17 protein-coding genes are annotated in these 17,072 nt (G+C 68.0%); 10 read left to right on the top strand and 7 right to left on the bottom strand.

All coding sequences use genetic code 11. The annotated features are described in order from the left end of the window. Window positions 1-30: 30 nt before the first annotated feature. Window positions 31-555 carry a hypothetical protein gene (locus ACXJKJ_RS00275; RefSeq protein ID WP_457388426.1) on the bottom strand — a complete coding sequence of 175 codons (525 nt, stop codon included), beginning with the start codon at window positions 553-555 and terminating at the stop codon, window positions 31-33. Between the two features lie 68 nt (window positions 556-623). Then, complete coding sequence (locus tag ACXJKJ_RS00270) at window positions 624-3,698, bottom strand: diguanylate cyclase (protein WP_457388424.1); 3,075 nt, start codon at window positions 3,696-3,698, stop codon at window positions 624-626. Window positions 3,699-4,277: 579 nt separating this feature from the next. On the opposite strand from ACXJKJ_RS00270, the gene ACXJKJ_RS00265 reads away from it, so the two are divergent. Further along, entirely contained in the window at window positions 4,278-4,955 is a 678-nt protein-coding gene (locus tag ACXJKJ_RS00265; RefSeq protein WP_457388423.1) for a hypothetical protein, read from the top strand. 992 nt (window positions 4,956-5,947) lie between these two features. Here the strand turns inward: ACXJKJ_RS00265 and ACXJKJ_RS00260 are convergent. Next, entirely contained in the window at window positions 5,948-6,418 is a 471-nt protein-coding gene (locus ACXJKJ_RS00260) for an Lrp/AsnC ligand binding domain-containing protein (RefSeq protein ID WP_457388421.1), read from the bottom strand. Between the two features lie 89 nt (window positions 6,419-6,507). Here ACXJKJ_RS00260 and ACXJKJ_RS00255 point away from each other — a divergent pair, with 89 nt between their 5' ends. After that, the gene (locus ACXJKJ_RS00255) at window positions 6,508-10,065 is read left to right on the top strand and encodes an L-glutamate gamma-semialdehyde dehydrogenase (protein ID WP_457388419.1); all 3,558 of its coding nucleotides are present in this window, start codon (window positions 6,508-6,510) and stop codon (window positions 10,063-10,065) included. Window positions 10,066-10,103: 38 nt separating this feature from the next. Here the strand turns inward: ACXJKJ_RS00255 and ACXJKJ_RS00250 are convergent, their stop codons facing one another. Continuing rightward, window positions 10,104-10,973 carry a type 2 periplasmic-binding domain-containing protein gene (locus ACXJKJ_RS00250; RefSeq protein ID WP_056201072.1) on the bottom strand — a complete coding sequence of 290 codons (870 nt, stop codon included), beginning with the start codon at window positions 10,971-10,973 and terminating at the stop codon, window positions 10,104-10,106. Window positions 10,974-11,134: 161 nt separating this feature from the next. Here ACXJKJ_RS00250 and ACXJKJ_RS00245 point away from each other — a divergent pair, with 161 nt between their 5' ends. The 4 genes from ACXJKJ_RS00245 to ACXJKJ_RS00230 all read left to right on the top strand — a co-directional run bounded on the left by ACXJKJ_RS00245 (window position 11,135) and on the right by ACXJKJ_RS00230 (window position 14,111). Continuing rightward, window positions 11,135-11,506: a hypothetical protein gene (locus tag ACXJKJ_RS00245; RefSeq protein ID WP_457388417.1), complete on the top strand. Its 372-nt coding sequence runs from the start codon at window positions 11,135-11,137 to the stop codon at window positions 11,504-11,506. A gap of 87 nt (window positions 11,507-11,593) precedes the next feature. Then, complete coding sequence (locus ACXJKJ_RS00240) at window positions 11,594-13,075, top strand: alpha/beta fold hydrolase (RefSeq protein WP_457388415.1); 1,482 nt, start codon at window positions 11,594-11,596, stop codon at window positions 13,073-13,075. 23 nt (window positions 13,076-13,098) lie between these two features. Then, window positions 13,099-13,650 (top strand): RNA polymerase sigma factor, encoded by a 552-nt coding sequence (locus ACXJKJ_RS00235; RefSeq protein ID WP_457388413.1) that lies wholly within the window; start codon window positions 13,099-13,101, stop codon window positions 13,648-13,650. Beyond that, window positions 13,647-14,111: a hypothetical protein gene (locus tag ACXJKJ_RS00230; protein WP_157281880.1), complete on the top strand. Its 465-nt coding sequence runs from the start codon at window positions 13,647-13,649 to the stop codon at window positions 14,109-14,111. Before ACXJKJ_RS00235 ends, ACXJKJ_RS00230 begins: the two co-directional genes overlap by 4 nt. A gap of 207 nt (window positions 14,112-14,318) precedes the next feature. On the opposite strand, the gene ACXJKJ_RS00225 is transcribed toward ACXJKJ_RS00230, so the two are convergent. The 3 genes from ACXJKJ_RS00225 to ACXJKJ_RS00215 are packed head-to-tail and all read right to left on the bottom strand — an operon-like array spanning window position 14,319 to window position 15,352. Next, complete coding sequence (locus ACXJKJ_RS00225; protein ID WP_457389011.1) at window positions 14,319-14,729, bottom strand: hypothetical protein; 411 nt, start codon at window positions 14,727-14,729, stop codon at window positions 14,319-14,321. Between the two features lie 4 nt (window positions 14,730-14,733). Next, window positions 14,734-15,021 carry a hypothetical protein gene (locus tag ACXJKJ_RS00220; RefSeq protein ID WP_457388412.1) on the bottom strand — a complete coding sequence of 96 codons (288 nt, stop codon included), beginning with the start codon at window positions 15,019-15,021 and terminating at the stop codon, window positions 14,734-14,736. A 4-nt stretch (window positions 15,022-15,025) separates the two neighbouring features. Beyond that, on the bottom strand, window positions 15,026-15,352 hold the full coding sequence (locus ACXJKJ_RS00215) for a YbjQ family protein (protein WP_457388410.1): 327 nt from the start codon (window positions 15,350-15,352) through the stop codon (window positions 15,026-15,028). Between the two features lie 144 nt (window positions 15,353-15,496). Between ACXJKJ_RS00215 and ACXJKJ_RS00210 the strand changes: the two genes are divergently transcribed. The 4 genes from ACXJKJ_RS00210 to ACXJKJ_RS00195 all read left to right on the top strand — a co-directional run bounded on the left by ACXJKJ_RS00210 (window position 15,497) and on the right by ACXJKJ_RS00195 (window position 17,034). Next, entirely contained in the window at window positions 15,497-15,676 is a 180-nt protein-coding gene (locus tag ACXJKJ_RS00210) for an oxidoreductase-like domain-containing protein (protein WP_457323724.1), read from the top strand. A gap of 15 nt (window positions 15,677-15,691) precedes the next feature. Then, window positions 15,692-15,970, top strand: coding sequence for a DUF2277 domain-containing protein (locus tag ACXJKJ_RS00205; RefSeq protein ID WP_057298967.1), 279 nt, complete (start codon window positions 15,692-15,694; stop codon window positions 15,968-15,970). 42 nt (window positions 15,971-16,012) lie between these two features. Beyond that, window positions 16,013-16,408, top strand: a complete 396-nt coding sequence (locus ACXJKJ_RS00200) for an MAPEG family protein (protein ID WP_457352050.1) — start codon at window positions 16,013-16,015, stop codon at window positions 16,406-16,408. A 200-nt stretch (window positions 16,409-16,608) separates the two neighbouring features. Next, window positions 16,609-17,034: a hypothetical protein gene (locus ACXJKJ_RS00195; RefSeq protein ID WP_056201050.1), complete on the top strand. Its 426-nt coding sequence runs from the start codon at window positions 16,609-16,611 to the stop codon at window positions 17,032-17,034. Window positions 17,035-17,072: the final 38 nt, after the last annotated feature.

Raw genomic sequence — 17,072 nt, 5'->3', positions numbered from 1 at the left:
GCGTCGCGCGCCCAGCTCGCGAGACCCACGTCAGTCCGCGCGATCGGGCTTGACGGCCTGGCAGCGCGTGACCAGCTCCCGGGCGCGGCCGTCATAGGCCTCGCGGGCCGCCAGGGATTGCAGGACCTGGCGGGTGAACAGGGCTTGCCCGGCCGGCGAGGCGGCAAAGGCTTCGATGGCCTTGACTTCGGCTGCCGAAATGGCGGGCAGCGGCTCGGGGGCCTTTTCGCCCAGGGCGGTGTAGATGCCCAGCAAGCCGTGCCTGGCGTATTTGTGTCCCGGGACCGAACTGAAAAACCGGTCGGCCGCCGCCACTTCGCTGGCACTCAGCGACATCGTGACCACCCGTTCGGTCGTCTCGTAGAACTCGCTGGGCTGCAGGGCCTGGATGCAGGCGTTCTGCGCGGCGGGCAGGCCGCCCTTGGCCTCACGCTGCTTGGCGGCCAGTTGCACGCCCAGCAGCGCCGACTGGGCGGTGATCTGCGCGGTCGTTGACACGGCCTCGGCGGCGAAGCTGGCCAGCAGGCAGGCCGTCAGCGTGAGGGTGCGATGCATCATGGGGTGGGTCGACTTGAAAACGCGCATTTTGCGGCGCTGGCCACGCTCGCCGCCCGCCTTGGCGCTCAGTCGCTGCGCCGCACCTGCAGCCGCGGCTCGTCCGGCCAGGTGTCGGCGTCCAGGGCCAATTCATCGGGCCGCAGGCCATCGGCGCGCAGCACGCCCAGGTAGCCGTCGCGCCCTTGCGCCTTGGCGGCATAGAGGGCGGCGTCGGCCAGGCTCAGCGTGGCGTCCCAATCCCAGGCCCGAGGCGCTTCGGGGTCGAGAGGGAAGACAGCGAAGCCGATGGACACGGTGACCGGCAGCGTGCGGCCGTCGGCCAGCGTGAAGGCCTGCTCGCGCACGACGGCGTTGAAGCGTGCCGCCAGCTCGGTGGCGCCGCTGCGTGCGCCGCCGCGGGCCAGGGCCAGGAATTCCTCGCCGCCCCAACGCACCAGCACGTCGCTCTCGCGGAAGACCATGCGCAGCCGGCGGGCGAACTCAACCAGCACCTGGTCGCCCGCGGTGTGGCCGTGGCGGTCGTTGATGCGCTTGAAGTGATCGAGGTCCATCAGCATGACGAGCAGGTCGGCCTCGTCGTCGCGGTGGCGGTCGGGGTTGCTGTGGCGCGGCTCGGTGTAGTGGCGCAGGCAGAGCTGCAGGTCCGAGGTGACCCGCGAGTCCAGGTAGCGGCGGTTGCGCAGGCCGGTCAGCGGGTCGGTGGTGCTGGCCTCGCGCAGCTCCGTGGTGCGCTGCTCCACCAGGGCTTGCAGCGCCGTTTCGCGTCGGCGCAGCTGTGCGGTGCGCCGCGCCACACCCCAGCGCAACAGCAGCCAGGCCAAGCCCAGTAAAGAAAGCGCGGCGGCCGCCTGGGCCCAGCGCGTCTGCCACCAGGCCGGCAGCAGCTCGATGTCGAGCAGCAGCGGGCGGTCGCCCCACACGCCGTGATGGTTGGTGGCGTACACCTCCAGCCGGTAGCGGCCCGGCGGCAGGCCGCCATAGCTCGCGAAGCGGGCGCTGGCGTCGGTGAACGTCCATTCGGCGTCCCAGCCCGCCAGGCGCATCATGTAGCGCAGCTTGGCCGGGTCGATGTAGTCCAGTGCGGCGAACTCGACGGCCACACTGCGGGTACCGGCCGGCAGCTTCAAGCCTTGCTTCAGGTCCTGGTCCGGCTGGAAGAGCTGGCCATCGCGGCGCAGGCTGCTGACGACCACCGGCGGCGCATAGCGCGAAGGCATGAAGGCCAGCGGCTCGATGACGAGCAGGCCGCGGCTGCCGCAGAAGAGCAGGCGGCCGTCGGGCAGGGCGGCGTCGGCGAAGAAGCGCGGCGTGCCCATCGGCGGGCCCTCGGCGCCGGAGAGTTCGTCCAGGCGGTTGGCGTTCGGGTCGTAGACGGATTGCTGGCTCCATACCCGGCCCTTTGCGTCCTCGTGCAGGTTGACGCCGAAGGGCCGGCCCGGCGCCCCCATGCGCTCGCTGATGCGTTCGAAGCGCGCGCGGCCCTGTTCGTCGTAGCCCTTGAGCCGGTGCAGGCCGCTGACGGCGGTGTCCACGTAAAGGCTGCCGTCGCGGGTGTGCAGCAGACCGAGCACGGCAGGAAAGCCCAGCGCCTCGCCGGGCGCGCCCTGCACCTCGGCCAGGCGCTGGCCGTCCCAGCGGAACAGGCCGGCCAGCGCGCCGACCCAGAGTTGGCCGTTGCGGGCCTCCACGCGCAGCGCATGCACGCCGCCGCGCAGCGGCTCGCCATCTGCGCGGCGCACGCGCTCGATGCGCGCCTGGGGCGAAGGCAGGCGGTAGAGCCCGTCCTGCATGCCGACCCAGACTTCACCACTCGGTAATACCAGCACGCGATGCGCGCGCCCGCCCTCCAGCGCCCAGCTGGCGAGCAGTCGGGCGCTGCGCGGTTCGCGGCGCTCCAGGCGGCCATTGGCCACCAGCCAGACGCTGCCGTCCGGCCCCTCGGCGAGGTTGTCCACCGGCGTGTCGGCCTCGCGCGGCCAGCGGCCGACGGTGCGCAGTTGCGCGTCCAGCAGGGCCACTGGGCCGCTGTGCGTGGCCACCATCAGCAGGCCGTCGCGGCGGGGCAGCAGGCCGCGCAGGTCGCTGCTGGCCAGCGGGCTGCCGGGGTCGGCGTCGGGGCCGCGCACGGCCAGTGCCGGGTGCTGCTGGTGGCGCTGCAAGCCCACGCCGTAGCCGCCCACCCACATGGTGCCGGTCTGGTCGCGCAGCAGCACGTTGACGTCATTGCCGGCCAGGCCGCCGGGCAGATGGGGGTTGTGGCGCAACTGGCGCAACAGCGCGCCGCTGTCGCCGTCCAGCCAGGCGATGCCATCGTTCAGGCCGGCCCAGACCGTGCCGTCGGCGCTCTGCGCCAGCGCCTGCACGCCCCCCTTGAAGCGCGCCGCCAGCCAGCGCGGCTGGCCGTTCGCCTCGATGCGGCCGACGCGGCCGTCCACGCTGCCGAACCAGAGCCGGCCCGCGCGGTCCTCCAGCAAGGTGCTGATGCCGATGATGGCGTTGTCGGGCAAGGCCAGCGTCGTCCAGCCGCCCTGCACGTCGCGCCGGGCTAGGCCCCGCCAGTGGCCGGCCCACAGCGCGCCGTCGCGGCCCACGGCCAGCGCCAGCACGCGGCGCTCGGTTGCGCCGTCGACGCGCAGCGGCTCGATCTCGAAGCGCGCGGTTTTCGGCTCAAAGCGCAGCAGGCCCTTGCCCAGCGTGCCGACCCAGACCCGGCCGGCATCGTCTTCGGCCAGCGCGCGGATGGGCGTGGCGCGCTCGCTGCCGCTGCCCAGCATTTGCACGCGGTCGAAGGCAGGTTCGTAGCGGGCCAGGCCGTTGACCTCGGTGCCTATCCACATGCCGCCGTCGGCGGCAGGCGCCAGCGAGCGCACCCAACCCAGGTTGCGCTGCACGGGCGTGGCGCCTTCGCGCTCGATGGCGCGCAGGCGGTAGCCATCGAAGCGCGCCAGACCGTCGCTGGTGCCGACCCAGATCAGGCCTTGGCGATCCTGAGCCAGGCTGCCCACCACGTCGCGCGGCACCGGGACGTTGGCAAACTGGGGCTCCAGCGCGCTCGGTGCTGGCTGCACCGGCTGCGCCATGGCCACCGGGGCCAGGACGGCCAGCAGGCAGGCGGCCAGCGCCAGGGTGCGGTGGATCATGGGAGGCGCGGTCTTCAGAAACGCGCATTGTCCAAGCCGGGCCGGTGCCGCTCGCGCCCTGTTTACCCGGCCTTGGAGCGGCGGTGCTTTCGTCGCTGATAGAGCCGGCTGCCAGCCAAAAAGACAAGTTCGCCCGGGACGCTTTAGAGAACTTCGGTGGCGCGGCAGCGCATCCAGTGGACTTCGCACGGCACCGCCATCCAAATGCAGCACATGGGTGTAGATCACCGGTCGTGCGGACGTCGGCGTGCCCGAGCAACTCCGGACCGTGTGAATGTCGCTGCCAGCCTGGAGCAGATGCGTGGCGAAGCTGTGTCGTAAGCGCCCATACGGCGCTGCGCCCAGCCATGCGGGCAGGGGTGCAGGGCGAGCAATCCGGCAAGGGTGAATCCGCACTGGCTCTGCGGGGCATTTGAAACTTACATTGCCCTATTGCCGCGGCTGACGCCACCGTTGGTCGGACGGTTCAGTCCAACAGGTCTATCCGCCGCTACCAGGCTCGGACTTTGTTCAAACTCGCCAGGGCGGCGGATAAACGCTATTCGTTAGGCGTCACAACTCGAAGCGGAGAGGGCGAGCATGTGGACAGTCATTCAGTACGTCACTGGCGGCTTTGCCCTGATGGCATTCTTGGGTGCGGTTGTTGCATCGGTTCGCCTTCGGTCGATCAGGCGGGACGAGGTCGCACTTTCCAAGGCAGTGCCCGCAGACGTACCGCAGGTGCTTGATCGCATTGCTGGTCGTTTCCACGTCGACACGACGTCCCTCACTCGCGAGCAGAAGGCTGCCCTCGTCCGCGATCAGCTTCAACTTCAAGCAGAGAAGTTTCGCCTTACGCTGCGTGCGGGCCTTCTCGCACTCATTGTTCTTGCTGCACTAACGGCGTTTGCGGTCTTCGTGGCCAATCGGGAAGATCCCAACGCAGTTCCAGCGCCGCAAGTTAGTCAGGCCACCGCCAATCCAACAATCCCGCTCTCACCGAGAACTTTCAATATGACCGCCTCGCTTGAGGCAACGACAAAAGCGCATATCTCAGAGGGCGGATCGGCAGAGCTCCATCTATTCGTCAACGAATCGCTCTGCAACAAGCCGCAGAAGGTCTACAAGAATTGGTCATCCGGGCCAATCTTCACTCTCACAGCGACTTGCCTTGTTCCGGTACTGGCCAACACGCGGTACGAGTTTCGTGCTGAACAGCTGAATCACAACGCTGACGCGCACGATACCGTGTTGAGAGTCAGCTATGCGCGGCAATAGCATGCGTGACACATAGCCCTTCCATAGGGCTGACATGTCCAGGCAGTCCGGGTCATGCAGCTCATGTCAATGACACATGACCCGACTCACTGGCAACGCCCCGACAGACCGTCTGTCGGGTGCCTTGGTGTAGCTTTGCAGGCAGCGCGCCTGCAACCTACGGCATCGCAGGGAGCGAGTCGCCTTAGATCACAAAGCCATCTTGTCTAGGCCTCGAATGCATCTACCGCGCGTTGTCGTCGCCGCAAATTCGAGGTCGCGCCCGAACCTCGCGTCATTGCACCTATGCGCCGCGCAGCACTTTCGAGATCAGGCCGCGGCTATAGAGGCCGGCGTATCGCCGTCAAAAAGCACATTCGCGCCTCCGGAATACGTCCACTACTGGTCAGGAGCCATCGTGTTCGCCGTCATGGCGCTGGAGGCGCAGGCATACGAACTCATGACCTTTTCCGATAGATTTGAGGGTACGGTGCCTCCCTTGTCTTTTGCGCCAGAGGATCACTGGCGGGAAGTTCTGGAACGCTACTGCCTAGTGCACGAACGAGCTATGGGAAAGCGACTGGACACCGGCCGAGGCATAGCCCAGGCGACGAAGGTCTTGGTCAAACTCAGAAACGAACTCGTCCACTCCAAGAGCGAATGGCGAGACGATGCAACGGTCTCGCGTGCGCTTCGGTCTGCATGTAGGAATCGCTTCGCGCTGAATCCTTTCCTCTGCGGAGAGGCCTTCTTTCCCGACCAGTGCATCAGTGCAAGTTGCGCAGCATGGGCGGTTCGCACAGCTGAGGCGTTCCTGGTGTCCTTCGCGAAGTCAACGAAATGCCGCCTGAATGTGCAAGTCGAGGCCTAACGCAACCATCGATTGGACCACTTGCAACTGGCTGCACCAGCTGTAAGTCTCCGCTTCGGCTCAACTTCAACGACTAGGCAAGCCCACCGCTGGCAAGCCGCCCGCAGCAGCTCTTGCCACGAACCGACGGCGCCACGTACTTTCAGAACGCCAACGCGTTCGTCGACTTGACCTCTTCCATCACCGCATAMGTSYGCGTYTCCCKCACCCCCGGCAGCGTCCAGATCACGCTGCCAATGAACTCCCGATACGCGCCCATGTCGCGCACCCGCGTCTTCAGCAGATAGTCGAAGCCGCCGGCGACGAGGTGGCATTCCAGGATCTCGGCGCGGGCCTGGACGGCGGCCTTGAAGTTGTCCATCACATCCATCACCGTGCGGTCCAGGTGCACCTCGATGAAGACCAGCATGGCCGCGCCGAGCTTGGCCGGGTTGAGCCGCGCCTCATAGCCGAGGATGTAGCCGTCGCGCGTCAGGCGCTTCACACGCTCCAGCACGGCGGTGGGCGACAGGTGCACGGCTTCGGCCAGCTTGAGGTTGGAAATACGCCCGTCGGCCTGCAGCACGCGCAAGATGCGGGCGTCGATCTTGTCGAGTTTGGTTTCGTCTTCCATCTGGATTTTTGTCGGCCGTTCAGGTGATCCTTGGAATTTAATCCAAGTGAAGCGTCGATAGAGTGCGAAATCTCACCAGGAGCTCTGCCATGCCCACGCCCTTCGTCGCCCCGACCGAACAGCCCCGCCTGCCCGATCCCTACCGGGCCGAGCACGGCGTCGTGCAGGCCCTGGCCGAGCGTGTTGGCGGTGCGCTGGACTGGCCTGGCGTCATCGCCATGGCCGCGCCCTGGGTGGAGCAGGTGCGCAAGAACCCGGCGCCTTTCTGGGCCATGGAATCGCTGCTGCGCGAATACCCCATCACCAGCGCCGAAGGCCTGGCCCTGATGCGCCTGGCCGAGGCGCTGCTGCGGGTGCCCGACGCGCCCACGGCCATTGCGCTGACGGCCGACCAGCTCGGCCGCGCCGACTTCGACGGCGCCAGTGAAGGCAGCCCGCACAAGATGCTGGCCGCGCTGTCGGCCTCGGCCATCTCGATGTCCAAGCGCTTCCTGCCGGGTGCCGACGACGACGGCGGCCTGTTCAAGCGCCTGGGCGCGCAGACCGTGGTGGCCGCCACCGTACGGGCCATCCAGCTCTTGGGCCGGCAGTTCGTGCTCGGCCGCAACATCAATGAGGCGATGAGCGAGGCGGATTCGGCGCGCAAGCAGCAAAAGCAGCTGCGCTTCAGCTACGACATGCTGGGCGAAGGTGCCCGCACCGAGGCCGATGCATTGCGCTATCACGCCGCCTATGTCGGCGCCATCAAGGCCATCGCTGCCGGCCAGCGCGCTTCGTCGCCGGAAGCCTCCGACGGCATCTCCATCAAGCTCAGCGCGCTGTTCAGCCGCTACGAGGTGCTGCAGCGCGACCGCGTCTTCGCCGAGCTGCTGCCGCGCGTGTGGGCGCTCATCGAGCTGGCCGCCGAGGCCAACATCAACCTGACCATCGACGCCGAGGAGGTCGACCGCCTGGAGCTGTCGCTGGATGTGCTGGACACGCTGGCCGCGCGTATCGCCACCCACTACCCGCACTGGCGCGGCTTCGGCCTGGCGGTGCAGGCCTATCAGTCGCGGGCGCTGGCCGTCGTCGATGAGGTCGCGGCGATTGCCCGCAAGCACGGCCTGCGCTTCATGGTGCGCCTGGTCAAGGGTGCCTACTGGGATGGCGAGATCAAGCGTGCCCAGGAGCTGGGCCTGACGCACTACCCGGTGTTCACGCACAAGCAGCACACCGACGTCAGCTACCTGGCCTGCGCCCGCGCGCTGATCCAGCATGCCGACGTCATCTACCCGCAGTTCGCCAGCCACAACGCCGGCACCATCGCGGCCATCGTGCAGATGGCCCGCGCCACCGGCGCGCCGTTCGAGATGCAGCGCCTGCACGGCATGGGCGAGGGCGTCTACCGCGAGGTGCTGAAGGACGGCAGCATCCCCTGCCGCGTCTATGCGCCGGTCGGCGAGCATCGCGACCTGCTGGCCTATCTCGTGCGCCGCCTGCTGGAAAACGGCGCCAACTCCTCCTTCGTGCACCAGTTGGCCGACCCCAGCGTGCAGGTGCCCGAGCTGCTCGGCTCGCCGCTGGCCGAGGTGCGTGCGACGAGCGCGCTGCCGTTGCCGCCGGCCCTCTACCTGGACAGCGAAGGCCGCGGCCGCGCCAACTCCACCGGCGCCGACCTGACCGCGCCGGCCCAGCGCGTGGCCCTGCAGGTCGCGCTGGAGACGACGCCTGTGCGTGCCGTCCCCGAGGCTTCCGCAGCCGAAGTCGATTCCGCAATGAACCGCCTGCACGCCGGCTTCCCCGCCTGGAACGCCACGCCCGTCGCCCAGCGCGCCACCATCTTGCGCCGCGCCGCCGACGACCTCGACGCCCGCCTGGCCGAGTTCTGCGCCCTGCTCGTCAAGGAAGCCTTCAAGACCCAGGCCGACTGCGTCGCCGAGGTGCGTGAGGCCGTGGACTTCCTGCGCTACTACGCCGACCAGGCCGAAGCCGAGCCGGCATTGATGCAGGGCCGCGGCGTCTTTGTCTGCATCAGCCCGTGGAACTTCCCGCTGGCCATCTTTGCCGGCCAGGTCGTCGCCGCGTTGGTTGCCGGCAATGCGGTGGCCGCCAAGCCGGCCGAGCAGACGCCTTATGTCGCGCTGAAGATGGTCGAGCTGCTGCAAGCCGCCGGCGTGCCGGCCGATGCGCTGGTGCTGTTGCATGGCCCCGGCGAAACCGTCGGCGCCGGCCTGGTCGCCCATGCGCGCACGGCCGGCGTCTGCTTCACCGGCTCCACCGTCGTCGCGCAGATCATCAACAAGGCGCTCGCCGCCAAGCCCAACTCGCCGATCCCGCTGATCGCCGAGACCGGCGGTCTCAATGCCATGGTCGTCGACTCGACCGCACTGCCCGAACAGGTCATCGACGCCGTCGTGCAATCGGCCTTCCGCTCCGCCGGCCAGCGCTGCTCGGCGCTGCGCCTGCTGTGCGTGCAGTCCAGCATTGCCGAGGGGGTCATCGAGATGCTCAAGGGTGCGTTGTCGCAGCTGCATGTCGGCCAGCCTGCGCACCTGGCCACCGACGTCGGTCCCGTCATCGACGACGAGGCCCATGCCAACATCAGCAAGCATGTCGAGCGCCTCAAGCGCGACGCCAAGCTGCTGGCCGAGGCGCCCGTGGCCGAAGCCATGCCGCGCCAGATCCGCCCCGTCGCCTTCGAGCTGCCGCGCGTGTCGCACCTCGGCGAAGAGATCTTCGGCCCGGTGCTGCACGTCGTGCGCTTCGAGGACTCGGTCGACGACGTCATCAAGGAGATCAACGCGCTGGGCTACGGCCTGACGCTGGGCATCCAGACCCGCATCGACAGCCGCGCCCAGCGCCTGGCCGACGAGGCGCGCATCGGCAACGTCTATGTCAACCGCAACATCATCGGCGCGGTGGTGGGCGTGCAGCCTTTTGGCGGCGAAGGCCTGTCCGGCACCGGCCCCAAGGCCGGTGGCCCCGACTATCTGCGCCGCTTCTGCGCCGAGCCGCAGCTCGACGCGCCGCTGCCGACCCTCGCGATGGACGGCCGCAGCGAGGCCTTGGCCGTGGCCGCCGACGCCGGTTGGCGCGACACGCCGCTGCTTGAGCGCATCGCCACGCTGCGTCGCGCTGCCGACACGTTGGACGCGCCGACCGCTCTCGCCTTGCGTGGCCTGTTCGTCGCGGCGCAGGCGCAGTTCGCCGACCTCGTGCTGCCCGGCCCGACCGGCGAGAGCAACACGCTGCGCCACCACGCCCGGGGCGTCTTCGCCGTGCTCGGCCGTGACGAAGCGGGCCTGGCCGCGGTCGTCAGCGCCCTGCTGGCCGGCAACAGCGCCATCTGGCTGGGCGGCGACGAACGCGCCCGCCAGGCCCTTCTGCGCGCCGGCCTGCCGGTCAACGCGCTGACGCTACTGCCCGACGCGACGCTGCCGGGGCTGCTCGCCGCGCCGCAGCTCGCTGGCGTCGCGCTGGCATCGTCCGACTCCGCGGCCGCCCATGTGCTCGCGCAAGCCCTGGCCACGCGGGCTGGGGCCATCTTGCCGCTGGTCACCGGCGCCGGCCATGTGCGCCAGCTCTACCGCTTTGCGGCGGAGCAGACGTTGACAGTCAACACGGCGGCGGCCGGTGGCAATGCGGCCCTGCTGGCAGGGGTGCGCTGAGGGCACTTGACGCAGCGCCCTGCGGCATCACTGCGGCGTCATTGTGGGATCGGGGCTCGCAGGCAGGTCGCCGGCGCGGTGGGGTGGTCCAGCTCGAAGACCAGGCGCTTGTCGAGCTTTGCGGCCTGCACCGCCTTGCCGAAGAACTGCTGGAAGAGCTGCTCGAACGACCCGTCCTTCTGCGCGCGCCGCAGGCCCTGCTCGATGTGCTCGGCCAGCTCGGTGTTCTGCCGGGCGACAAAGAAATAGCTGCACATCGGGTAGTGCAGCGCCAGGTGCGATTCAACGGCCAGGCCCAGGTGGCCGTAGTTGCTCAACTCGCCGTAGATCTCGCCGACGCCGCGCGGCAGGTAGCGAAAGCGCTGCGCCGCCAGCATCGTGAACAGGTTCTCGTAGCGCGCGGCGGCGACGACAGGCAGGCCGTTGCTCTGCAGGACGCCCGTGTCGACCCATTCCCTGACCAGCCCGGCTGGCAGCGCCTTGAGCTGCTCCAGCGAACGGATGCTCTCGAACTGGCCTCGGTCGTCCTCGCCGATCAGGAAGATGCGCCAGCCGAGGATGCCCTTGTCGACCGGGATCCGCACGGGCAGATAGTCGCGCTCGAGCTGGACCGTGGTCGGTGCCCAGACGACGTCGATATCCTGCCCCGCGGCCATGCTTACGAAGGCTCGCACGGCCACGCTCGGCTTCGCGGAAGGTTGCACGGCGAAGTGGCCGTCAGCCTTGCCCAAGGCCAGCTTGAGCAGGCTGGCGTAGTAGTCGCCGCGCTTGTCGCCGGCGGCGCCGGACGAGGGGTAGGTCACGACCTGCGGTGCGCCAGGCGAAGGTTCGGCCGACGCGCCGAACCCGCCAAACCCTAGCAGTGCCACGCTGGCCAGGGCTAACGCCCGGCTTGCGATGTGGATCACCGACTGCCTGCAATCACGCATTTTTCAGAGAGCCAATTAGGAATCGCGGTGAGCAGCATGGTGGCCGGCGGGCCATGACGGGAGGCGAGCTTGCCATGCGCGCGACCGTACGCCACCATCCCCCCACACGCCAGCCGTTCGGCGTGCAAGGGAGAAAAAGAATGTTCCCATGGTTTTGGCTCTGGGCGCCGCAGTTGCGCCTGCCCTTCAGCGGCGACGTGGCGCAGGACATCGAGCCGCGCCTGGACTGGTTCTTCGCCGGCATCAAACCCCAGGCCGGCAATGCGCGCATCGAGGCGCGGGCCTTCGACGTGGCGAGCTACGGCGACCAGCTGGGCGTGATCACCCAGCTGTTGATCGAGATGGCCGAGCGGCAGCCGGCCGAGGCCCAGGCCGCGTCCGCGCCACTGCAGGAGCTGCGCCGCATCCACGGCGAGATCGAGGCGATCAAGGCGCAGGAGTGTGATCGCGAGCTGGCCGAGCTGCAGGCGCGCATCCGCCTCCTCGAGAGCCGTCGCCGGCCTGCGAGCTGAGCCCGCGCGCCCAGGCCAGGCCTGAGCGCGCGGTGCGATGAACCTTTTTGTGGATCCTCCGACTACAGGTTGCAACGAGGAGGATTCATGAAGGAACTCAATGCCGGTATTTCCATGGCCCGTCTGGCGCCCCGCTTCGCCGTGTTCGCGCTATGGCTGCCGCTGGTGGGCGCAGCCGCGCCAACTACGCTCATCGATCCCCAGGATGCACCACTGATCGCCACGGATGGCACCGCGTTCGTGGTTACTCGCGGGCGCGTGCGGGTTCCGGAGTTGCGTTCAGAGCCGGAAGGTCCTGCCATTGAATTGGCGGTGGTGCGTGTACGGCGTGCCGGTGCCGACGCCGAGAAGGCCCATGTGATCCTGGCGGGCGGCCCCGGCGATTCCGGCGTCAGGCAGGTGATCGATCTGGCCAGGCATGGTGGCGCGGCGCTGGCGGAATTCATCGATGGCGACCTGGTTGGCATCGACCAGCGTGGCGTGGGCGCCTCCACCCCGAATCTGCGCGCCACGATGCGCTATGGCTTGCCACTCGACAGGCCGGCCTCGGTCGCCGCCTGGCTGCCCTTGATGGAGCAAGCAGCGCGTGCCGTCGCCGCAGAGATGCGTGGGCGCGGCATCCGCCTGGAGGCCTACAACACCGAGGAAAGCGCCGACGACGTCGATGCGGTGCGCCAGTCCTTCGGCTATGGCAAGGTGACCTTGTGGGGCCGCAGCTATGGCACCCACCTGGCGCTGGCCACTGCGCGGCGCCACCCGGGCGCGGTCGAGCGCATGGTTTTGATCAGCCCGGAAGGGCCGGATCACACATGGAAGCTGCCGTCGCAGGTGGATCGGGTGCTGCTGCGCATCGGCGAACTTGCGGGCGCGCCTGGGATGACCGGGCAACTGCGCGCCGCCATCGCCGGGCTGGCGCAGTCGCCGGTGGAGGTGGCTGTGACTGATCCGGCCACCGGGCAGGAAGCCAAGGTGGTGATCGGGGCGATGGACGTGCAGTGGGCGATCGCGCAGACCATTGGCGATCCGCGCGCGGTCGCGACGCTCCCCGCCGCCGTGCAGGAGATGAGTACCGGCAACTTCCGGCGTGTGGCCCACATGAGCCTCTTGCTGCGGCGCCAGCTCGGCATCTATTCAGCCATGAAGCACATGATGGACCTGAGCTCGGGAGCGAGCGCGGCGCGCAGCGCACGGATCGAGGGCGAGGTCGGCAGCGCCCTGCTTGGCGACACGATGAATTTCCCGGGGCGCTATCTGCACGCTGCGTGGAATGCGCAGCAGCTTGGGGACGCGTTCCGTGAGCCGGTCGCGGTTCCGGTCCCCACGCTGATGCTGGTGGGCGACCTGGATGCACGCACGCCGGTGGAAAACGCACAGGAAATCGCTGCCACGCTGCCGCAGGCGCATTTGGTCGTCGTGGAAAACGCGGCGCACCAGTTCGACGTGTTCGGGAACGCAGCCATGAAAGCGCTGTTGGGCCGCTTTGTCCGCGGCGAAACCGGCCTGGACCCGCGCATCGCCTTGCCCCTGCCACGCTTCGAAAAGGTCGGCTCGATCCGCACTGAAAGATGACAAGCCCACACCGTGAGTCATCCATGCACAACCCGCTCGCTGACGAATTGCTGGTGATCCGCTGTCAGCTCGGCGAACGGCCGGCCTTTGATGAACTGATCGCGCGTTGGCATCAGCCGTTGTGGCGTTATGCACGTCAGCTTTCAGGCAATGACGCCGCCGCCGATGACGCTGCGCAGGAAGTCTGGCTGCGCGTGTTGCGCGGGATCTCCCGTCTGCGCGAAGGCGCCAAGCTGCGGTCCTGGCTGTTCGGCATTGCACACCGGGTGCTGATGGACCGGCTGCGTGAACAATACAAACAGCCGATTTGGGTCGACACCGATATCGAGCTCGAAGAGCAGCCCGGCGACGACGGCGCGCTCGCCCTCGAATTCGAACTGGCCGCCATGCTGGAGGCGCTGGCGCGCCTGCCGCCGGTTGAGAAGGAGGTGCTGACGTTGTTCTATTTGCAGGAGCTGTCGCTCGACGAGGTTGCCCAGGTGCTGGACATCCCCATCGGCACCATCAAATCCCGGTTGCACCGGGCCCGAAAAATACTCCGGCATCAGCTTGGCATCCAAGGAGTGCAGTCGTGAATCCCGCTTCCATCTCCGCCTTGGCCAACCGCGAGCTGTCAGCCAAGGCGCGCTTCGGCCATGTGGCGCTGTTGCTGGCTGCATTGGCGATGTCGGTCGTCGTCGGCTCGCTGTGGCTGACCGAACCCGCATTGCCGCCACGGACCGTGATCGCCTTCGCCGCCATGACCGGCATCGGCCTGTGCTGGGTTGTCTATGCCGTGTGGGTGCTGGCGTCGCGCCGTGTGCTGCTGGCGTTTCAGCAAGTCGTTGCGGCTCGCATGGCAGTCGGGTTCAGCGCGGTAGCGCTGGCTGGCGCCTTGGCCCTGGGAATGGGCGAAGGCATCGCGGCGGCATGGCCAGCGGCGGCCGTGTTCGCCGTGATGCTGGTGATTGCTGTCATCACGCTGGTGCGCGCGCGCGGCAAGCACAGGCAGCTGACGCAGCGGCGCGCCGAGCTTGAACGCCAGCTTGGCTCTTGAAGGAGTGCTTTCGGCTGGCCGCGCCAAAGGCAGCCGGACAAGAAAAGGCCCTCTGCGGGTGGCGAGCCACCGAGAGGGCCAAATCCACCCAGGGGCGGTGGAGGAGACAAGCGGTATTGCGACGTTGCAATGTTGCGGCGCAGCATAACCGAATCCGGGCTGGATTTGTGTAACGGCGCTGCTCACCAAACGTGAGGCGCGCGGGCGTCAGAAGAAGGCATCGAGAAAGCTGGCGGCCCGGTCGCCGAGCGCGACGATCTTGTTCGTCGCCTGGCGGTAGAACTTGAAGTTCAGCTCGGTCTCGGGCCGGCCATCGTTCCAGTCGGCAAAGGGCTTGAGCTCGGCGCGGCCCAGGCGGCGTTTCACAAGTGCAGCCCGCTTGACAGTGATGCTGACGCGTGGCGTCTGGCGCTCGATGCCCGGCTTTCTAGGCATGGCCTCAGCGGACGTGACCACGCCGCGTGCAACCAACCCCACGCCGCCCTCGTTCTCGCTGGCGAAGAGGTAGATCACATCGCCGGTGGCGATGCGCTTGCCGCCGTACATCGTCTTGTGCGCCGCAAAGGTCCAGGTGCCGGCCTGCGTGTCGGCGATCTCGGCCTTGATAGCGTAGTTCAGACGTTCAGGCACGCGAATCTTGTTCGTAACGGCGCTCGCCGGTTTGCGGGTTGTAGAACACCAGCATGGTCTGCCCGGATTCCGGATCGACGAAGCGCTCCTCGGTCCGCTGCCAGTCGCCACCCGGCGTCGCGTCGCGGGACCGGTAGCGCCAACGCTCCACCAGCACGGCGGCGGCAATGATGCAGCCCCAGATCGCGAAGGGCGTCGCGTCGCGATGGCCGGCCAGGCTTGCGCCCAAGCCGATCATGCCGGCCGCCAGTGCCACGATGAGCAACAGGTTGCGCAGCATGGCGTCAGGCCGGCAGCCGCTCGGCCACCACGGCCGTGCCGTAGGCGACGATCTCGCTCATGGTCTGGCCCATCTCCGACGAATCGAAGCGCATCATGACCACGGCATTGCCGCCCATCAGCTGGGCGTTCTTGACCATGCGGTCGATGGCGTGGCGGCGCGCCTCCTCCAGCAGCTGGGTGTACTCGGTGATCTCACCGCCGACGAGGGAGCGCAGCCCCGCCATGATGTTGCCGGCCAGGCCGCGGCTGCGCACGACGACGCCAAAGACCTGGCCCTTGACCTCGGTGACGCGGTGGCCGGCGAGGTTCTCGGTGGTGACGATGATCACGCGACTCTCCTTGTGATGTTGGGGTGGTGTGATCCTGAGCGCATGGGCGTTAGCAAGGCATAAGTGAAGCCGGGCATCGGTCCGCGGCATAGCCATCTCGCAGTGGAATGGGCGGATTTTCGCCACGCCGGACAATCGAGCGCGATGACGACGACGCCGCCACCCGACCCCGATCCGATGCCCCTGCCGCCGCCAGAGCCTGACCTGGACGCCTGCTGCGGCAATGGCTGCGACCCCTGCATCTTCGATCTCTACGACCTGGCCAAGGACGAGTACCGCCAAGCCCTGAGGGCCTGGCGCGAGCGCCATCCGCAGGCCAGTTGAATCAAGGACAGCCCCATGTGCCGCAACATCCGCACCCTGTTCAATTTCGAGCCACCAGCGACCGAACTCGAGATCCGCGACGCTGCGCTGCAGTTCGTGCGCAAGCTCAGCGGCTTCAACGTGCCGTCCCAGGCCAACGCGGCGGCCTTCGACCATGCAGTGGCGGCGATTGCCGACGAGGCGCGTGCGCTGATCGCCTCGCTCGTGACGACGGCGGAGCCCAAGAACCGCGAGATCGAGGCCGAAAAGGCGCGGGTTCGTTCTCAGGCCCGTTTCGGCAGCCCGGGGGGATGATCCGCGCGCGTCGGTCCGGCGCGGTATCCCTCGAGGAACTCCATGCCCAAGCTGATGTCGCTCGTCGTCTGCATGACCGTGCTCACCTGGCTCAGCGCCCTCATGGCCAGTCTCATCCGGGCGCGGGCCTGGACGCCCAAGGGCCTGATGCTGGCCATGGGCAACCGCGACCACATGCCCGAGGCCACGCCGCTGGCCGGCCGTGCGCAGCGCGCGGCGGCCAACACCTTGGAGAACCTGCTGTTCTTCGCGGCATTGGCCCTGGTTGCGCAGGCGTCCGGTGCGACGGGCGAACGCGTGCTGCTCGGCGCCCAGGTGTTCCTGTGGGCCCGTGTAGCCTTTCTGGCCGTGTACCTGGCCGGCATTCCCTACCTGCGCACGGCGGTATGGACGGTCAGCATCGTGGGGCTGGGCATGATGTTGATGGGCATGGTCTAAGGGAGCGCCGAACAAGCCCTCGCGCGCAGCGCATCCCCGCTTTGGGCGGCTTGCGGCGTTGCAAATGCTCGCCATAGCCTGAGCTATGACTGTGCTTTGCGCCTGGCAATCCATCCCAAACCAGGGCGCGCTGCATCGCACGGGCTTATCCGGCGCTCCCTGACGCACAATCGCCGCGCCCCGGCTCCCCAGACATCGCCATGCGCCTGAAGATCGCCCTGTCCTTCGTCGCCCTGCTGCTGCTCGTTGCGGCCTGGTTCGCCTTCGCCTGGCGCTGGAGCTATTCGGACGGCGAGCGTGCCGGTTGGGTGCAGAAGCTCTCACGCAAGGGCTGGGTCTGCAAGACCTGGGAGGGCGAGCAGGCGCTGGTGTCGCTGCCGGGCACGGCCAGCGTCGAGAAGTTCTACTTCACGGTGCACGATGAGGCCGCAGCCCAGGCCATCAACAAGCTCATGGGCCGGCGCGTCAACCTGCACTACGAGGAGAAGGTCGGCCTGCCGGGCTCCTGCTTCGGCGAGACGCGCTACTTCGTCACCGGCGTGACGCTGGTTGATGAAATCTCTCTGTCGCCGGGCGTTGTCGTGCCAGTCGCCCCGAACGCACCCGCATCGGCGGCCAGCCAGTAAGCGCCTCTCGACGAGCGCGTCGGCCATGTCGCCGCCGC

The organism is Roseateles sp. P5_E1, from assembly GCF_054049335.1.
The sequence above is the reverse complement of the archived record's forward strand: the minus strand, read 5'-3'. Positions and strand labels throughout refer to the sequence as shown.